The sequence below is a fragment of the Mycobacterium sp. NGS54 genome, from assembly GCF_059812465.1.
The window spans coordinates 1-18473 of sequence record NZ_JCALCS010000002.1 but is presented as its reverse complement, the minus strand read 5'-3'; the positions used below and the strand labels follow the sequence as shown (position 1 = coordinate 18473).

The window sequence follows — 18473 nt, the reverse complement described above, 5'->3', positions numbered from 1 at the left end:
CGGCCGGCACTAGACCTAGAACCATTTACTGCCAGAACGAGAGTAGGAACATCCATGGCACGCGTGAAGCGGGCGGTCAATGCCCACAAGAAGAGGCGCAGCGTCTTAAAGGCCTCGAAGGGCTATCGCGGCCAGCGGTCCCGGCTCTACCGCAAAGCCAAAGAGCAGCAGCTGCATTCGCTGAACTACGCCTACCGCGACCGTCGTGCCCGTAAGGGCGAGTTCCGCAAGTTGTGGATCTCGCGGATCAACGCGGCCGCACGCGCCAACGACATCACCTACAACCGGCTGATCCAGGGCCTGAAGGCCGCCGGCGTCGAGGTGGACCGCAAGAACCTCGCCGACATCGCGATCACCGATCCGGCGGCGTTCACCGCGCTGGTCGACGTCGCCCGGGCGGCACTGCCCGAGGACGTCAACGCCCCGTCGGATTCCGGAGAGGCCGCCTAACTGCCGGCGATGCCGGCGCCGCTCACCGAACGCTCGGCCAGGGTGGCCGCGGCGGTCAAATTGCACCGGCACGTCGGGCGCCGCCGGGCGGGACGGTTCCTGGTCGAGGGCCCCAACCTGGTCGGCGCCGCGGCCGCCCGCGGGTTGATCCGCGACGTGTTCGTCACCGAACCGGCGGCGCAGCGGCACGCGGCATTGCTCGCCACCCAGCGGTGTCCGGTCCACCTGGTCACGGAGCGCGCCGCAAAAGCGCTCTCGGACACGGTCACACCGACGGGACTGGTGGCGGTCTGCGACATGCCGGCGACCGCGCTCGAGGACGCGTTGGCGGGCTCGCCCCGGCTGGTCGCCGTTCCCGTTGAGATCAGCGAGCCGGGAAACGCGGGCACGCTGATTCGCATCGCCGACGCGATGGGCGCGGGGGCGGTGGTGCTCGCTGGGCACAGCGTCGACCCGTACAACGGCAAGTGCCTGCGCGCGTCGGCCGGCAGCATCTTCTCGATCCCGGTCGTCGCCGCGCCCGACGCCGCCGGGACCGTCGACGCGCTGCGCGCCGCCGGGTTGCAGGTGCTGGCCACGACGGTGGACGGGGAGACGCGCCTCGACGAAGCGGACCTCGCCGCGCCGACGGCCTGGCTGTTCGGGGCCGAATCACACGGCTTGTCGGCCGAGCTCGCGGCCGCGGCGGACCGGCGCGTGCGCATCCCGATGTCCGGCGGTGCCGAAAGCCTCAACGTGGCCGCCGCGGCGGCGATCTGCCTGTACCAGAGCGCGTGGGCGCTCGGCCGCGTTTAGGGTCTCCCAGCAAACTGCGATAGTGCACGCGGGGGATTCGTCGCGAAAAGTTTGCCAATACCACTTTCCTGTGCTCGCAGGCTGTTAGGCTTTGCGTCTCGTCGCTACTCCGGCGGTCTTCGTCGTGAGCGGTTCGATGACAAGGAGGCGCGACAATGTCATTGCTGAGCGTGGCGCCCGACATCGTGTCGGAGGCAAGCGGAAACTTACAGAATTTGGGCTCTGCGCTGCGTGAAGCGACCGCCGCGGCGGCGAGCCAGACGACCTCGGTCGCCGCACCCGCCGCCGACGAGGTGTCGGCGGCGATCACGGCGCTGCTTGGTTCGCACGCTCAGGAATTTCAGGCGATCAATGCGCAGGCGACGGCCTTTCGCGAGGACTTCGTCAGCGGTTTGAGTGGCGCCGCCATTCAGTATGCGAGCACTGAGCTGAATAACGCTCAGCAAACCTTGGCGAACGTCGTGAACGCCCCGGCCGCCACCACCACCCCGGTCATCGCCCACACTTTCAACGTCGGCCCCTTCGAGATATCGCTGAGCGGGACGGCCCTTTCCTTCGGCACCGGCGGGGCGTTGGGACTCGGGAATGGCAGCGTCGCCCTGAACACGCCGTTCGGCGTCCTGCCGTTGCTGTCGGCCACGGGGACCGAAGGCATCGCTCCCAACGGGGAGTTCTTCTTGTCGCTGGGCCAAAGCCTTCCGTATTTCTCCTACCGGACATTGGTGACCGGGTCCCTGCTCCCCGCGATCGCGATCACCGGAGTGACCGTCGATATCAGCCATCTACAGCTGTCGTTCCCCGGGACCTACCTCGGCGGCTCGCTTCCCAACGTTTCGGTCCAGTAGCTGCTCACGCCGCCCTGGGTCTGCGGCCCCGAGCGGGCCGCAGACCGGTGAGCGAAAGCGTGCCGTGCACCAACGATCCCGCGCGCTCCATCAGGAACTTGGCGGGGTCGAGCGGGGTTCGCGGACGCGGCGGAAAGTAATGCATCGGCAGCCCGCGGCGGTCGCGTGGGGGCGCCACGAACGCCGGCGCCTCCACCAGCGGCGCGTCGCTGGGCAGCCGGCCTTCGGCGCGGCGATAGGCGGCCAGCGCGCGCGGGTGCAGCCGGATCTCGTCGGGAACGGCCAGGAAGGCCAACTCGACGAGTTTGCCGAAGACGCGCAGCAGCACCTCGTCGCCCGGCGTCCAGTGCATGCCCGCCTTTTCGCGCACCGCCGGCTCGAACAGTCCCGCCGCGATCCAGCGTTGACCGGCCACCAGCGGCCTGAACAACTGGTCCCAGACCGGCGTCGGCATCAGCACGAACTTGGGTTTGGGAATCCGGATCTTGAAGATGTCCAGCGTCGCCTGGTTGATTTCCAGCTCGTCGCGGCACACCCGATCCCAGTACTCCTGGAACTCCTCCCACGACCGGGGCACCGGGCGCATGCTCATGCCGTACATGCGGTACCACTGCACGTGCTCGTCGAACAGCTGCCGCTTCTCCGCCTCGGTCAGGCCTCCGCAGAAGTACTCGGCCACCTTGATGATGAGCATGAAGAACGTGGCGTGCGCCCAATAGAACGTCTCGGGGTTAAGCGCGTGGTAACGGCGGCCCGCGCCGTCCACGCCCTTGATTGTCCGGTGGTAGCTCGTGATCTGCTGACCGGTCTGGGCCGCGCGGTCGCCGTCGTAGACCACGCCCATGATCGGATACACCGAGCGGGCAACCCGCTGCAGCGGCTCGCGCAGCAGAATGGAGTGCTCCTCGACGCCCGCGCCCAACTCCGGATACATGTTCTGGATCGCGCCGATCCAGACGCCCATCATTCCGGTGCGGAGGTCGCCGAAGTACTTCCAGGTGAGGGAGTCGGGTCCGAGGGGATCCGCGGATGTCGTTGGTATGGCAGTCATCTCGGCCTCCTGCTCCTAACTCCGCTCACGATAACTTTGACAACGCGCGTTGTCTACGATTCGGCACGCCGGCGGCGCGGTTGTTATGCAGTTTCCGCGTCGGCGTGGCAGCGTCGTGATAGGACGTTTGCCGGGGTGCGCTCGCGGGTACTGGGCGCACGTCGACCGGAGGTGAGGCCAGCGCCGGCCCCCCGCCAATACACTCAGTGCTCGATTTCGTGATCGCAGTCGCGAGTCCAAGGGGGACCGACTATGTCTTTTGTCAGCGTGGTACCGGATGTCGTCGCGGCGGCGGCCGGGGATCTGGAGGGCATTGGCTCCGTGCTGAAATCCGCCACCGCGGTGGCCGCAGGCCCCACTACCGTGATCGCGCCCGCGGCTCAGGACGAGCTGTCGATCGCGATCGCGGGACTGTTCGGCGACGTTGGCCAGGAATTTCAGGCGCTCAGCGCGGAATCGCGGGCATTTTATAACCAGTTCGTGGGCGCGTTAACCACGACCGCGGGCATGTATGTCGAAGCCGAGGCCGCGAATGCTCAGCAGAACTTGCTCAACGCAGTGGATGGACCCATCGAGGCTTTGTCCGCCGGCGGCGGCATGGGCGCCCTGACCAGTGCCCTGGAATCCAGCGGCACGGGCCTGCTCAACGGTTTGCTCGATCCAGCGGTCGCCATTCCCCTCATCAACACACTCACTCCGCTCGGTCCTGTGGTGCTGACGCTGTACGGCAACGACTCGATATTCGGGGTCACCATCACGTCAGGATCCCTCCAAGTGGGCACGCCCCTCGCGCTGGCCGTTGACGCGATAGGGGCGCCCATCAACGGGCTGGCCGCGCTCAACGCCAGTGGTGCGGCATTTGTCGGCGCGGTCCAGACGGGGAACCCGGTGGCGGCCCTTACCGCACTCGTCACTGCTCCCTCGAACGTCGGCAGCGGCTTCCTCTACGGCCAGCAATCCGTGACGATCACCGAGGCGGCGCCGTCGGGTTCGGGGTACTCGACGGGGTCGATGACCATTCCCTTCGGGGGGCTTTTAGCGCCTCTCCAGCCCGTCACGTTCAGCCTCACCTCGAGTGACGGGACGGTGACTTCCTTCCCGTTGAGCGGCACTGAGTTCGGTGGCTTCCTCGCCGGCATCATGAGCGCCGTCTAACGGTCAGTTTCACATCGCGCCGGCGGTTGTGGATTCGCGGACGACCACGTAGCAGCGCGTTTCTTGCGAGATGTGACACATACGTGTGACTGTCATTGCTCGCTTCTTCGCCGACCGCATAACCTGGCCAAGTGGAACTCGCGCCGCGCGATCCGGACCCGGGCGAGACCCCGGAGACGGACCCGAAGTCCAACCACGAAGCGTTGGCGACCGCGCCCCCGGCCTCGGAACGCCGCTCGCCGGCGCGGTGGCTGCACTCCACGAATCACAGCCCCGGTGTGGTGTCGTTTCTGCGGCGGGCGCGACGGCTGTTGCCGGGAGATCCCGAGTTCGGCGATCCGCTGTCCACCGCGGGCGACGGCGGTCCGCGCGCGGCGGCGCGAGCCGCCGACCGGCTGCTGGGGGACCGGGACGCGGCGTCGCGGGAGCTCAGCCTCGGTGTGTTGCAGGTGTGGCAGGCGCTGACCGAAACGGTTTCCCGTCGGCCGGCGAACCCGGAGGTCACGCTGGTATTCACCGACCTGGTCGGCTTCTCGACGTGGTCGCTGCACGCGGGCGATGACGCGTCGCTCACCCTGCTGCGACGGGTGGCGCGGGCCGTCGAGCCGCCGCTGCTGGACGCGGGCGGGCACATCGTCAAGCGCATGGGTGACGGGCTGATGGCCGTCTTCCGCGATCCGACGGTCGCCCTGCGCGCAGTGCTGGCCGCCAACGAGGCGCTGAAGTCGGTCGAGGTGGCGGGCTATACGCCGCGGATGCGGGTCGGGATCCACACCGGTCGGCCGCAGCGAATGGCCGCGGACTGGCTGGGCGTCGACGTGAATGTCGCCGCTCGAGTTATGGAACGCGCCACCAAAGGTGGAATCATGGTGTCGAGCTCGACGTTGGATCAAATACCGCAAACCGAGCTGGACGCGTTGGGCATCGTCGCCAAGCGTGCACGTAGGCCCGTATTTGCGGGTAAGCCCGCCGGCGTCCCCGCTGACCTGGGGATATATCGCCTAAAGACTCTTAAGGAGTTAACAGCTTTTGATCACACTTCCGAAACAAATTAGCCCACATAATGGATGGCAATGATTGGGGGCATCTTCTCCCGGCTTGCCCGGGTCCGATTCACCGTGGGATACGTGGCGGCGCTGCTTGCCATCAGTTGCGCCCTCCTGGCGCTGGGTCCGCACGCGCATGATGTCCTCGTCCAGCGGGCCAGCACCAACCTGCACAACCTGGCGCACGGCCACGTGGGCACCCTCTTGGGAAGCGCGCTGGTCGTCGACGCCGGACCGCTGTACTTCTGGTTGCCGTTCCTGACCTGCCTGCTCGCGCTCGCGGAGCTCCACCTGCGCACCATCCGGCTGTTGGTGGCGTTCCTGGTGGGCCACATTGGCGCGACGCTGGTGGTGGCCGCGGCCCTGGCCGCCGCGGTCGAGTTCGGCTGGATGCCGATGTCGATCACCCGGGCCAGCGATGTGGGGATGAGCTACGGCGCCCTGGCGGTGCTGGGGGCGATGACGGCGGTGATTCCCGCGCGCTGGCGGGCCGCGTGGGTCGGCTGGTGGGTCGCCGCGGGGCTGGCCTCCGCGATCATCGGGGGCGATTTCACCGACGCGGGTCACACCGTCGCCGTGGTCCTGGGCGTGCTGGTGTCCGCGCGCTTCCGGCAGCCGATTCACTGGACGCCGCTGCGTTTCCTGATGCTGGCGGCTTCGTCCGGGTTCGGTTTCCTCATGCTGGCGCACCACTGGGGGACGATGGCCGCCGCGCCGGCGTTCGGCCTCCTGGGCGCGCTGGTGGCCCACAAGAGCTATCGATTCATCACGGCCCGCCGTGCGGTGCCGGTTTTGCCGGTGGTGGACGCCGCTCCGCAGCCGGTCGCGGCCGGCTAGTCACTCGCCGGCCGACACCACGGCACGCGCCGAGCGCCGGGGGCCGAATCACCTATGATCGGCATTTGCGCTGGGCACATCCCGGCGCGTCCAACAGCCTCGTCAGCAAGGAGAGTGCCGCCGCGTGGGCGATCAACCCGTCGACCTGTCGCCGGAAGCGTTGGCCGAGGCGGTCTCGGCCGCCCGCCGGGCCATCGAGGGCGCCGACGACCTGGACGCGCTGGCGCGGGTCAAGACCGAGTACCTCGGTGACCGCTCGCCGCTGGCTCTGGCGCGTCAGGCGCTGGGCAGTGTTCCGAAGGACGAGCGCGCCGACGCCGGCAAGCGCGTCAACATCGCCCGCGGCGAGGCCCAGCGCAGCTACGACGAACGGCTGGCGGCGCTGCGCGCCGAGCGCGACGCCGCGGTCCTGGTCGCCGAGGGCATCGACGTCACGTTGCCGTCGACCCGACAGCCGCCCGGCGCCCGGCACCCGATCACGATTCTGGCGGAGCACATCGCCGATACCTTCATCTCGATGGGATGGGAGCTGGCGGAGGGACCCGAGGTCGAAACCGAGCAGTTCAATTTCGATGCCCTGAACTTTCCGGCCGACCACCCCGCCCGCAGCGAGCAGGACACCTTCTACATCGCGCCCGAGGATTCCCGTCAGCTGCTACGCACCCACACCTCCCCGGTGCAGGTCCGCACGCTCCTGGAGCGCGAGCTGCCGGTCTACATCATCTCGATTGGCCGCACGTTCCGCACCGACGAACTGGACGCCACCCACACGCCCGTCTTCCACCAGGTCGAGGGGCTGGCCGTCGACCGTGGCCTGTCGATGGCGCACCTGCGCGGGACGCTGGACGCGTTCGCGCGCGCCGAGTTCGGGCCGACCGCGCGCACCCGGATCCGGCCCCACTTCTTTCCGTTCACCGAACCGTCCGCCGAGGTCGACGTGTGGTTCGCCAACAAGAAGGGCGGCGCCGACTGGGTCGAATGGGGTGGCTGCGGGATGGTGCATCCAAACGTATTGCGCGCCGCGGGAATTGACCCCGAAATCTACTCCGGCTTCGCGTTCGGCATGGGCCTGGAACGCACGCTGCAATTCCGCAACGGGATCCCGGACATGCGTGACATGGTCGAGGGCGACATCCGGTTCTCGCTGCCGTTCGGGGTGGGTGCCTGATGCGCATTCCCTACAGCTGGCTGCGCGAGGTCGTCACGGCCGGCGCCCCGGGCTGGGATGCGGCGCCCGGCGACATCGAGCAGACGCTGGTGCGCATCGGTCACGAGGTCGAAGAGGTCGTCACCCTCGGCCCGGTCGACGGCCCCCTGACGGTCGGGCGCGTCACCTCCATCGAAGAGCTCACCGAATTCAAGAAGCCCATCCGCGCCTGCCTGGTGGACGTCGGCGAGGAGAAGCCGCGCGAGATCGTCTGCGGGGCAACCAACTTCGTGGTCGGCGACCTGGTCGTGGTGGCGTTGCCGGGCACCACGCTGCCCGGCGGCTTTGCCATCACGGCCCGCAAGACCTACGGCCGCAGCTCCGACGGCATGATCTGCTCCGCCGCCGAACTCGGTTTGGGTGCAGACCATTCCGGGATCCTGGTGCTGCCGCCCGAAACCGCAGAACCGGGAGCCTCGGGTGCCGACGTGCTCGGTCTCGACGACGTCGTCTTCCACCTGGCGATCACCCCGGACCGCGGCTACTGCATGTCGGTGCGGGGCCTGGCCCGCGAGATCGCCTGCGCCTACGACCTCAACTTCGTCGACCCGGCCGACATCAAGCCGCTGCCGGTTGAGGGGGAGGCGTGGCCGCTGACGGTGGACGCCGAGACGGGCGTGCGCCGCTTCGCGCTGCGCCCGGTCACCGGGATCGACCCCGCCGCCGTGTCGCCGTGGTGGCTGCAGCGCCGGCTGCTGCTGGCCGGGATCCGCGCGACCTCTCCCGCGGTCGACGTCACCAACTACGTGATGCTCGAGCTCGGCCACCCCATGCACGCGCACGACCGCAATCGCATCACCGGGGGCCTCGCCGTGCGATTCGCCCGGCCCGGCGAAACCGTTGTCACACTGGACGACATCGAGCGCCGGCTCGATCCGGCCGACGTCCTCATCGTCGATGACGAGGCGACCGCGGCAATCGGCGGCGTCATGGGTGCGGCCACCACCGAGGTGCGCGACGACTCCACCGACGTGCTGCTGGAGGCGGCGGTGTGGGACCCGGCCGGGGTGTCGCGCACCCAGCGACGGCTGCACCTGCCCAGCGAGGCGGCCCGCCGCTACGAGCGCTCCGTCGACCCGGCCATCTCGGTGGCCGCGCTGGACCGGTGTGCCGCCCTGCTCGCCGAGATCGCCGGGGGAGCGGTGTCGCCGACCCTGACCGATTGGCGGGGCGATCCGCCGCGCGAGGACTGGTCGCAGCCCCCGATCCGGATCAGCGTCGACCTGCCGGACCGCGTCGCCGGCGTGGCGTACGGCCCGGGCACGACGGCCCGGCGGCTCACCCAAATCGGCGCGGCGGTAGCCGAAAACGACGACATCCTGATCGTCACGCCGCCGAGTTGGCGCCCCGATCTGTTGCAGCCCGCCGACCTCGTCGAGGAGGTCATGCGGCTGGAGGGGCTGGAGGTGATCCCGTCCGTGCTGCCGGCGGCCCCCGCCGGCCGCGGTCTCACCGCGCCGCAGAAGCGGCGCCGTGCGATCGGCAGGTCGCTGGCCCAGTCGGGCTACGTCGAGATCCTGCCGACGCCCTTCCTGCCCCCCGGTGTCTTCGACCTCTGGGGGCTGCCGGCCGACGACCCGCGGCGCACGGCGACGCATGTGCTCAACCCGCTGGAGGCCGACCGCCCTGCGCTGGCCACCACGCTGCTGCCGGCACTGCTGGAAGCGTTGGGGCGCAACGTATCCCGCGGCCTCGTCGACGCCGCGCTATTCGCCCTGGCGCAGGTGGTTCAGCCGACCGAGGAGACCCGCGCCGTCGAGCTCATCCCGGTCCACCGCCGGCCCACCGACACCGAGATCGCGATGCTGGACGCGTCCCTGCCGCGACAGCCGCAGCACGTCGCCGCGGTGCTGACCGGCCTGCGCGAACCGCGCGGCCCATGGGGTCCCGGCCGCCGCGTCGAAGCCGCCGACGCGTTCGAGGCGGTGCGAATCGTGGCACGCGCCAGCGGAATTGACGTTCGTCTGCGGGCGGCCCAGCACCTGCCCTGGCACCCGGGCCGGTGCGCCGAGGTGCTCGTGGGCCAGACCTGCGTCGGTTATGCGGGGCAGCTGCATCCCGCAGTTGTCGAGCGCTCCGGGCTGCCCAAAGGCACCTGCGCGATGGAGCTCAACCTCGATGCGATCCCGATCGTCGACGTGCTGCCGGCGCCGCGGGTGTCGCCGTTTCCGGCCGTGTTCCAGGACCTCAGCCTCGTGGTCGCCGCGGACGTGCCGGCCCAGGCCGTGGCGGACGCCGTTCGCGAAGGAGCCGGGGAACTGCTGGAAGATCTGCAGCTGTTCGACGTGTTCACCGGCCCCCAAATCGGCGAGGACCGCAAATCCCTGACGTTCGCCCTGCGCTTCCGGGCGCCCGATCGCACGCTGACCGAGGACGACGCCAGCGCGGCCCGCGACGCCGCCGTGCGGCGCGCCGCCGAGGTGGTCGGCGCCGAACTGCGCGCCTGAGACCGGCGCCCGCCGATCTACGACCCCCTCGAACGGTTTTCTACGCCATTTGACCGATGGTCTTCGGCGACGCCGCGGAAAAGATCTTACTTGCAAGTAAGAACTGGCCACCGGGCAAACAGTCGAGGAGATCGGGATGTCGTTTGTGAGCGTGGCGCCGGAGCTGCTCCAGGGTGCCGCACAGCAGTTGGCGGGTATTGGTTCGTCGCTGGCCGAAGCCGCCGCGACCGCATCGGGTCCCACGACCGGGACCGTGGCCGCCGCCGAGGACGAGGTATCGATCGCGATCGCCGCGATGTTCGGCAACGTCGGGCAGCAATTTCAGGCAATTAGCGCCCAAGCACAGGTATTTCACTCGGAGTTCGTCTCGCTGATGGACGCCGGTGCGGGCGCCTACGTGAGCGCCGAGGCGTCCAATGTCGGGCAAGTATTGCTGGACTTCGGCGCCACCGTCGCCGCCCCATATCAGGCGTTGGTCTCCAACACCGTGAGCAACCTCCAAAGCCTGGGCGGCGCCATCGGCGCGAACCCCGCGCCGCTCTTCAATCGGTTCCTCAGCAACCAACTCGGGTACGGTCAGGCCGTCGCGACGGGATTTCAGAACGCGGTGGCCAACCTGCCCGCCGAGCTCGCCAACCTGCCGGCGAGCATCTCGGGATTCTCGGCGTTCAACCCGGTGTCCACCGCGCAGCTGGTCGTCGACCAACAAATCGGCTACGAGCAGCTGATCGCCACCTCGCTGCAGAACGCCGGCAGCGATTTCCTGGCTGGTTTGACCGCCTTCCCGGCGAACCTGCAAACCGGGCTGCAAACCATCATGTCCGGGGACGTGACCGGCGGGCTGTTGCAAGTCGGCGGCGCCTTCTTGGCCCCGATCTTCACCAACCTCAACGTGACCGTGGACCCCGTCACCGGGCTGCTCGATATTGTGCCCGGCGGCGCCTTGGGCGACCTGTTACCGATCCTCGGTATCCCCGCGCAGATGGCGCAGAACTTCACGAATCTCCTTCCGGCCGGGTCGATTCCGGCAACGGTGGTCCAGCACGCGACCAACGTATTCGCGACGCTGACGGATCTGTCCCAGACGTTGGATCTGAACACCGGCAACCTGCACATCGGGTTACCCCTGGTGCTCGCGCTCGACGCGCTGGGGCCGCCGATCACCACCGTGCAAGCGGCCGGATCCAGCGCGAGCGCATTCATCGGCGCGCTGCAAGCGGGCGACGGGCTTGGGGCGGTTGCCGCACTGATCGACGCGCCCGCCGTCATCGCCAACGGCTTCCTCAACGGCCAAGCGACACTATCGCTGCCGGCGTTGCTCGGCGGCCCCGACGGTATCGAAACGTTCACCGGCATCCCGGTCGGCGGGCTGCTGACTCCTCTGCAGTTCGCGTCGCTGAGCATCCCGGCGCTCGGGCCGGGGTCGCTTACGCTCAGCGGCACGACGTTCGGAGGCATCCTGCCCAGCCTGCTGATCTTCCTGCCCGAGACCCTCGCGCAGGCGATCGGCGCACCGCCGATCGCCTAGTCGTTGCGGCAGTTCGCGGGCTGGGCGACCTTTGACCTGCGGCGTTAGCCGCCCGGGGGGCGAAACTGTTCGCAACCGTAAGGAATTTTCTGAAAACCGACATTTCCGTGTTGACAATGGGCGCGGCCTTATTAGACTCACGTCTGTCTTGGTTACCGACCGGTAAGATTACCGCGCGGTAAGCAGCCGCAAGAAGAGTCGAGGGGGGCCTCGCGCACGCCTGTGCGCGGGGCCTTGTTCGACTGCGTCCATGTGGGTGACCACCGGTCATCGTGGCCCGAGGAGAGGTTGGATATGTCGTTTGTGATCGCAACGCCGGACCTGGTCGAGAGCGCGGCTACGGATTTGGCGGGCATTCGTTCGTCACTGGCCGAGGCGGCGGCGTCCGCGGCGGCCCCCACGACCGGGGTCGCCACAGCGGCGTCCGACGAGGTATCGATCGCGATCGCATCGATGTTCGGCAACTTCGGCCAGCAGTTCCAGGCTGTCACCGCGCAGGCGCAGGCGTTTCACCAGCAGTTCGTCTCCATGCTGAACGCGGGCGCCGGCGCCTACGCGAGTGCGGAGGCCGCCAACGCCGCGCAGGCGGTGCTCGGTGGCGAGATTCAGGCTGGCGCGCAAGCGATGTCGAACGCGATCGCCAGCTCGCCCATTGGGCTCGGGTCGCTTCCGACGGGCGGGGCGGCCGGGCTGTTCAGCGGGATCAACTCGTTCGGCGCCACGGTGGCCGCGCCCTACCAGGCGCTGGTCTCGAACACCGCCACCAACCTGCAGGCCATTGGAGGAACGTTCAGCGCCAACCCGTTCCCGCTCCTGCACCAGCTCGTCAACAACCAGATCTTCTACGGGCAGACGATCGCGACCGGCATCCAGAACCTGCCCGCCGAATTGGCCGGTCTGCCGGCGACCATTCAGGCCGGCATTCAGGGCCTGGCCGGCGTCAACCCGGGCGCCGCGCTGCAGCAGTTGATCACCAGCCAGATCGCCGACGCCCAGGTGGCCGCCACCGCGCTGCAAAACGCCGCCCATGACCTCGTCACCGGAGTTCAGACCCTGCCGGGAGGCTTCCTGGAGGCGGCCCAGGATCTCTTGGCGGGCGACAACGGTGCCGCATACGGCGCCATCAACCGGACGCTGATCAATGCTTTCCTCCCTGGCTTCAATGGCGTTCAGGCGCCGTCGGACGGATCGACGCTCGTTACCGATATCGTGCCGATAGGTCCGCTGGGGGACCTGGCGCCCATCGTGGCCATCCCCGGACAGATGGCGCAGAACGTCGCGAACCTGTTCCCGGCCGGCACGGTCCCGGCGCAGATCGCACAGCACGCGACGAATCTGATCAGCGCCTTCACCAACCTGGGGACGACGCTGACCATCTCGAATACGGCCGAGCTGAGTTTCGGGATCCCGCTGCAGCTGATCTTGGACGGGATCGGCGGGCCGGCGAATGCGCTCAGCGCGCTCAACTCGACCGGCGCGGCGCTGGTCAGCGCGGCGCAGGCGGGTAACGCGTCGGCGTTTGCCGCCACCTTCCTGGATGCCCCCGCCGTCGTCGCCGACGCCTTCCTGAACGGGACGACCGTCGTGACGTTGCCCCCGGCGACCGTCTCGCTGCTCGGCCTTTCTCTGCCGTCAACGACCTACTTGACCCTCGGCGGGGTTCTCGCTCCGCTCACTACCCCCGAGGTCTTCGTTGATCTGGATGGATTCCAGTTGCAGCTCCAACTCACGGGTGGAACCCCGATCGGTGGGCTGATTTCCGGGCTGCTTAGCTTCCCCGCTCAGTTGGCGGCGGACATCGCGGCTACGTAGTCGGCCTGCTACTCAGTCCGTGAGGGGAGGGCGTCGGCGCTGGCCGGCGTCCTCCCTAGCTGTGGGTTTGGCGGCGGGTTCCTTCCGCTGAAGAACGGCTGTGAAAACGCAAATTGTCATTTTCTTTGGGCCAGGCGGCTTATTAGGCTCGTGTCTGTCTTGGTTACCGCCGGGTAAGTTCCCGGTCGGTAACCGGTAGCGAAAGAGCCGGGGGGCCTCGACGCACGCGTGTGCACGGGGTCCCCGTCGGTTTCTTGCTGGATAACGAGTGACCACCGGTCACTGCTTGATGAGCCAAGGAGAGACTCAGATGTCGTTTGTGATCGCAACGCCGGACCTGGTCGAGAGTGCGGCCCAGGACCTGGCGGGTATCCGGTCGTCGCTGGCGGAGGCCACAGCCTCCGCAGCCGGTCCCACGACCGGGCTGGCGACGGCGGCCCAGGACGAGGTGTCGATCGCGATTGCGTCGCTGTTCGGCAACTTCGGCCAGGAGTTCCAGGCTGTCACCGCGCAGGCGCAGGCGTTTCATCAGCAGTTCGTCTCCTTGATGAACGCGGGGGCCGGCGCCTATGCGAGTGCGGAGGCCGCCAACGCCGCGCAGGCCGTCCTCGGTGGTGAGATTCAGTCCGGCGCGCAAGCGATGTCGACTGCGATCGCCAGCTCGCCCATCGCGCTGGGTTCGCTCCCGACGGGCGGCGCGTCCGCGGCGATCACCGGCCTGAACTCGTTCGGCGCCGCCGTGGCCGCGCCGTATCAGGCGCTGGTCTCGAACACCGTCACCAACCTGCAGGCCATCGGGGGCACTTTCAGCGCTAACCCGTTCCCTTTCCTGCACCAACTAGCCAACAACCAGATCGGTTACGCGCAGACCATCGCTTCTTCGATCGCGACCGGCGCCCAGAACCTGCCTGCCGAGCTCGCCAGCTTGCCCGCGACCATTCAGGCTGGGCTGCAAGGTCTTTCGACGCTCAACCCGGGCGCGTTGCTGCAGCAGTTCGTCAACAACCAGGTCGGATACGCCCAGACCGTCGTCACGAGCCTGCAGAATGCCGGCAACGACCTCGTCACGGGGTTGAGCGGATTGCCCGCCAGCTTCCAGGCGGCCGGTCAGGCCCTCGCGGCGGGCGACGTCCAGGGCGCGGTGAACGCCATCGCGCAGGGCCTGGAAAATGTCGTTCTTCCCGGATTCGCGCCGCTCAGCTTTGACATCAGCCAACTGGGGTCGCCCACGGCGACGCTGCTGCCCATCACGCCGCTCGGCCCACTGGGAGACCTGGCGCCGATCCTCGCGATTCCGGGACAGATGGCGCAGAACTTCACCAACCTGTTGCCGGCGGGCTCCATCCCCGCGCAGATGGCGCAGAACTTCACCAACGTCGTCGAAACGCTCACCAACTTCGGGGCGACCTTTAATCCCGGGAACCTCGGCATCACCTTCGGCCTGCCTCTGCAGTTCCTGTTGGACGCGATCGGTGCGCCGGCCAACGGACTGAGCGCACTGAACTCCAGCGCGCTCGCGTTTGTCACCGCGGTGCAGACTGGGGATCCGTTGGGGGCCGCGGCGGCGCTCATCGATGCTCCAGCCGCCATCGCGAACGGCTTCCTCAATGGCCAAACGTTTATCAGCCTGCCGACGCTGCCGGTGACCGTGACGGTGGCCGGCCAGCCGCTGTTGACCCTCAACTCGGTGGCCGAGATTCCCCTGGGTGGACTTCTCACTCCGCTCAGCCCGATTGTTCTTGGCGGGGGCGGGGGGCCACTCCCGGGCACGCAAATCGGTGGCTTCATCCCGGGCTTGCTGAGCTTCGGGTCTGAGCTCGCGGCGGCGATCACGCCGCCGACGTAGGCAGTCCCTGGGCCCGCCCGCCCGTCCACACCGTCAATACGCCACGCCAACTCGCGCTGGCGATCGCTCCGACCGGGGTAGTCGTCGGACCACGGCGTCAAGGGGCGCCGTGACCCGAGTTCTCGATCAATGCGAATCGCGGGGCGCGTTAGAGATCGCCTCGCGACTACACTCTTGTCACGAAACGCACAATTTTCCCCACCGACACACCCGTCCCATTAACCTCATATTCACCATGGCCACCACCGGTGACCTCCGCGTTTAGTCGATGGGAGATGGGCGGTGTCGTTTCTCTTCGTGGCGCCGGAAATGGTGCAGGCGGCGGCCCAAAACCTCGCGGGCATTCGCGCGGTGCTGAGCGAGGCGAGCGCGGCTGCCGCCGGACCGACGACCGGGGTGGTGGCGGCGGCCGGGGATGAGGTGTCGGCCGCGGTCGCGGCGCTGTTCGGCAACTTCGGCCAGGAGTACCAAGCCATCAACGCGCAAGCGCAAGCGTTTCATGCGCAATTCGTCAATCTGATGAACGCCGGCTCGGGTGCCTACCTCAGCGCCGAGGCGGCCAACGCGGAGCAGGCCCTGGCGAGCGCGCTGAACGCTCCGATGCAGGGGTTGCTCGGGGGAGCCGCCGCCGCGACGACCAGCACCGCCGGAATCGCCGGACCCTACGAAGGTCTGGTGACCAACACCGTCGGCAACCTGCAATCCATGCGCAATGCGTGGGCCGGCGTCACGGTACCCGCCACGCTCCAGGCGTTCACCACGTACACCAACCCGCAACTTGTGCTGGCGGCGCTACAGACCGGTAACCCGCTGCCGATCCTGTCCATGGGCGGAAAGTTCGCCCTGGGCTCCTTCAACCTATTCGAGGATCTGGCCGTCCCGGCCACGTTGTCCGTAACGTCGGTCAACCCGCCGTCGTTTGCCGTCGGCGTCGGGCTGCCCGAGCTCCTGGCCTTCGATGCTCTGGGCGCACCGGTCAATGCGGGCCTCGCCGCATCATTAAGTGGCGCAGCGTTTCTCGAGGCCGTGGGGACGGGCGACCCCGTGGCGGCGTTCACCGCGTTTGTCGACGCCCCCGCCAACATCGCGAACGCCTTCCTCAACGGCCAGCAGACGTTATCCGTGCCCCTGCCGGTACCGGGCCTGACGGCGAACATTCCCTTCTCCGGACTTCTCGTTCCCGCGCAACCCTTCGTGACGACGGCGTCGCTGTTCGGGAATCCGGTCACGATCACCGGCCCGCCCGTCGGGGGAATCATTCCGGCGTTGCTGGAATACACGCCCCAACTGCTTGCGTCAGCATTCGGCGGCTAATTGGGCCCTGGCTTGAGGGGGTGTCGGGGCTGAGGCTGGGGGGCTCCTTGGCGGGCTGGGTTCGCTTGGCAGTGAGCTGAATTCAATTGTGTCAGGGACCCTTCCGGGCCTACCCGGCATCTTGGCGGGACTCGAGAATTCCTTGACGGGTGTAGGCAACTCGCTGCTCGCGGCCTTAGTCAATGTGCAAGCTGGCGGGCCCCGCCTGCACGGGTATCGCTGGGCCATACGACGCGCTCGTCTACAACACGGGGAACAACCTGCAACGCCTCGGGGCCGGTGGGTTGGCGGCCCCCTTCCCGTTCCTGCGCCAATTTGCCGCCAACTAGATCGGCTACGGACAGATCATTGCGACGGCGCTGCAAACCGGGGACCTGCAGCCGATCTCGGTCATACCCGGCGATATCGCGCGCAATGCCTCCAATCTGATTGCAACGCTTATTAACACGAGCATGACCCGGGTGTGGGACCCGTCGCTCTTGCTCACCACCTTGACGCTGGACAACATGGTGGGCTTGCCGATGATGGCGAGCGCGAGCTTGATGGGGCCGATCCTCAACACAGTGCAGGCGCCCGGTTCCAGCACAGCGGCCTTCGCTTCATCGGTGCTCCAGCTGTCATCGCCGACGGCTTCCTCAACGGCCAGCGACTTACCCCTACGCGCTCAGCTTGTCCTGCCCGCGCCCGCGGCGTGAGCCTAGGGAGTTTGGTGAATGTCAGTGTGGTCGAGAAACATTCCCCTGGATGGAGTACTTACCGCTCGTCATCAACGTGGGTGTCGGAGGGACGCCCTTCAGCCGCCCGCTGCCGTCCCTGGTGAACTGCGCGCCCCAACAGCTCGCCCATGCGATCGGCGCGCCCGCATCACCCCGGCCGTTGATTCGATACCCCCCTTCTGACCTTCTAAACATCGGCCTGGGTTGTCGCCATGGCGGCCCGTGGAAACGCCTTGTCATTTCCAAATTTCCGGTACAGTCATACCAATTTCGTCGCTGGATAATTTCCTCTGGCCGGATGTTTAAAGCGCGCGTCGGCGGAAATACGCTGTTGCGCACATGCCAAATGTGACTGTCCGCAGCGGAACCTACCACGACGAGGAGGCCGCGAACTGAATGTTGTTCAATAGCAACCACTTTGTTCCTTAGGTATCGGGGCCAGGAGCCCTGGTGAGCTAAGTCACTCCTGTGCACTCGCTGAAGACCTTTGGCCTGCGGGAATCCAAAGTAGACGCGCCCTGCCCTCCTGAAAACAATCATTTCCGAATGTGCCTATGCGGCACGCAATTACGCTCAACTTGCCTCGATCATTCGGGCTCATAAACGTATATGTCGTTCATTCGCGTGGGGAGATGAACATGTCTTTCGTCGTCGCAGTTCCCGACCTCGTCGAGGTGGCAGCCCAAGACCTTGCTGCCATTCGCTCGGCACTGGACGAGGTCACTCAGGCGATAATCGCCCCCACCACAACGCTGGCGCCCGCGGCGGGCGACGAGGTATCGACCGCGATCGCAGCGCTCTTCGGCAGCTTCGGCCAGGAGTACCAAGCGATCAGCGCTGAAGCGGCCGCCTTCCACAATGCTTTCGTCAACACATTGAGCGGCGGCGCCACGGCCTACGCGGCGACCGAGGTTGCCAACAGCGCCGCGATGCTCTCGGGCGGGGGAAACCTGGCGGCCGAAATCGGCGGCGCGATTTCCGGGTTCGGCGCCGCGCTCAGCGGCTCCCTGGGCGGCGGCTTGAGCAGCAGCCTGGGGGCCGGGCTTGCCGGCACGGTGCAAACGCTCTTCGGCGCCGGCCTCAGCGGAATCGCTTTCCAGACCGGCGGATTTGTCCTGTCGGGCCTTGGCAATGGGCTGGTCCAGACAGGCAACGCCATCGTCCAGGCCGGGCTCGCCCTAGAAAATGCCGGCGCAGCAATGTCGGCAACGGGTGCCCAGCTGATCGCTCAGGCCAACGCTGCCCTCCAGGCGCTGCTTAACGCCAACTTCGGTCTTGACCTGAGCGCGGCGCTGTCGGCGAGCCTGAGCGGCAGCCTGAGTGGGTTGGCGGCCAATCTCCAGGCGGGGCTGAGCGGCTTGGGTAACTTGGCCGGAAACCTTGGGGCCGGCCTCAACACGGCGCTGCAGACGGGTGAGACACTC

At 67.5% G+C, this 18473-nt stretch carries 16 protein-coding genes; 15 read left to right on the top strand and 1 reads right to left on the bottom strand.

Features of this window, described 5'->3' with window-relative positions; translation table 11 throughout:
• The first annotated feature begins 54 nt into the window (after positions 1–54).
• From rplT to AC5Y5E_RS05000, 3 genes are all read left to right on the top strand, one after another.
• Entirely contained in the window at positions 55–450 is a 396-nt protein-coding gene (gene rplT / locus AC5Y5E_RS05010; RefSeq protein WP_067012100.1) for a 50S ribosomal protein L20, read from the top strand.
• Between the two features lie 9 nt (positions 451–459).
• Positions 460–1245, top strand: coding sequence for a TrmH family RNA methyltransferase (locus AC5Y5E_RS05005; RefSeq protein WP_499901898.1), 786 nt, complete (start codon positions 460–462; stop codon positions 1243–1245).
• 155 nt (positions 1246–1400) lie between these two features.
• Complete coding sequence (locus AC5Y5E_RS05000) at positions 1401–2090, top strand: PE family protein (protein ID WP_499901897.1); 690 nt, start codon at positions 1401–1403, stop codon at positions 2088–2090.
• Between the two features lie 4 nt (positions 2091–2094).
• Here the strand turns inward: AC5Y5E_RS05000 and AC5Y5E_RS04995 are convergent, their stop codons facing one another.
• Positions 2095–3141, bottom strand: coding sequence for an oxygenase MpaB family protein (locus AC5Y5E_RS04995; protein WP_499901896.1), 1047 nt, complete (start codon positions 3139–3141; stop codon positions 2095–2097).
• Positions 3142–3408: 267 nt separating this feature from the next.
• Here AC5Y5E_RS04995 and AC5Y5E_RS04990 point away from each other — a divergent pair, with 267 nt between their 5' ends.
• From AC5Y5E_RS04990 to AC5Y5E_RS04935, 12 genes are all read left to right on the top strand, one after another.
• Positions 3409–4296, top strand: a complete 888-nt coding sequence (locus AC5Y5E_RS04990) for a PE family protein (protein WP_499901895.1) — start codon at positions 3409–3411, stop codon at positions 4294–4296.
• Between the two features lie 203 nt (positions 4297–4499).
• Positions 4500–5351, top strand: a complete 852-nt coding sequence (locus AC5Y5E_RS04985; protein ID WP_499902602.1) for an adenylate/guanylate cyclase domain-containing protein — start codon at positions 4500–4502, stop codon at positions 5349–5351.
• An 18-nt stretch (positions 5352–5369) separates the two neighbouring features.
• Positions 5370–6179 carry a rhomboid-like protein gene (locus tag AC5Y5E_RS04980; protein ID WP_499901894.1) on the top strand — a complete coding sequence of 270 codons (810 nt, stop codon included), beginning with the start codon at positions 5370–5372 and terminating at the stop codon, positions 6177–6179.
• Between the two features lie 124 nt (positions 6180–6303).
• Positions 6304–7347: a phenylalanine--tRNA ligase subunit alpha gene (pheS, locus tag AC5Y5E_RS04975; protein ID WP_499901893.1), complete on the top strand. Its 1044-nt coding sequence runs from the start codon at positions 6304–6306 to the stop codon at positions 7345–7347.
• Positions 7347–9833 (top strand): phenylalanine--tRNA ligase subunit beta, encoded by a 2487-nt coding sequence (gene pheT, locus AC5Y5E_RS04970; protein ID WP_499901892.1) that lies wholly within the window; start codon positions 7347–7349, stop codon positions 9831–9833. The genes pheS and pheT overlap by 1 nt, the downstream gene beginning before the upstream one ends.
• Positions 9834–9969: 136 nt before the next feature.
• Positions 9970–11361, top strand: a complete 1392-nt coding sequence (locus AC5Y5E_RS04965) for a PE family protein (protein ID WP_499901891.1) — start codon at positions 9970–9972, stop codon at positions 11359–11361.
• Between the two features lie 294 nt (positions 11362–11655).
• Entirely contained in the window at positions 11656–13173 is a 1518-nt protein-coding gene (locus tag AC5Y5E_RS04960; protein ID WP_499901890.1) for a PE family protein, read from the top strand.
• Positions 13174–13483: 310 nt separating this feature from the next.
• A complete protein-coding gene (locus AC5Y5E_RS04955; protein ID WP_499901889.1) occupies positions 13484–15019 on the top strand; it encodes a PE family protein in 1536 nt (511 codons plus the stop codon).
• A 282-nt stretch (positions 15020–15301) separates the two neighbouring features.
• Positions 15302–16333, top strand: coding sequence for a PE family protein (locus tag AC5Y5E_RS04950; RefSeq protein ID WP_499901888.1), 1032 nt, complete (start codon positions 15302–15304; stop codon positions 16331–16333).
• A gap of 182 nt (positions 16334–16515) precedes the next feature.
• Complete coding sequence (locus AC5Y5E_RS04945) at positions 16516–16662, top strand: hypothetical protein (protein ID WP_499901887.1); 147 nt, start codon at positions 16516–16518, stop codon at positions 16660–16662.
• 123 nt (positions 16663–16785) lie between these two features.
• The gene (locus tag AC5Y5E_RS04940; RefSeq protein WP_499901886.1) at positions 16786–17028 is read left to right on the top strand and encodes a hypothetical protein; all 243 of its coding nucleotides are present in this window, start codon (positions 16786–16788) and stop codon (positions 17026–17028) included.
• A gap of 659 nt (positions 17029–17687) precedes the next feature.
• A partial coding sequence (locus AC5Y5E_RS04935) for a PE family protein (RefSeq protein WP_499901885.1) occupies positions 17688–18473 on the top strand: 786 nt, incomplete at its 3' end.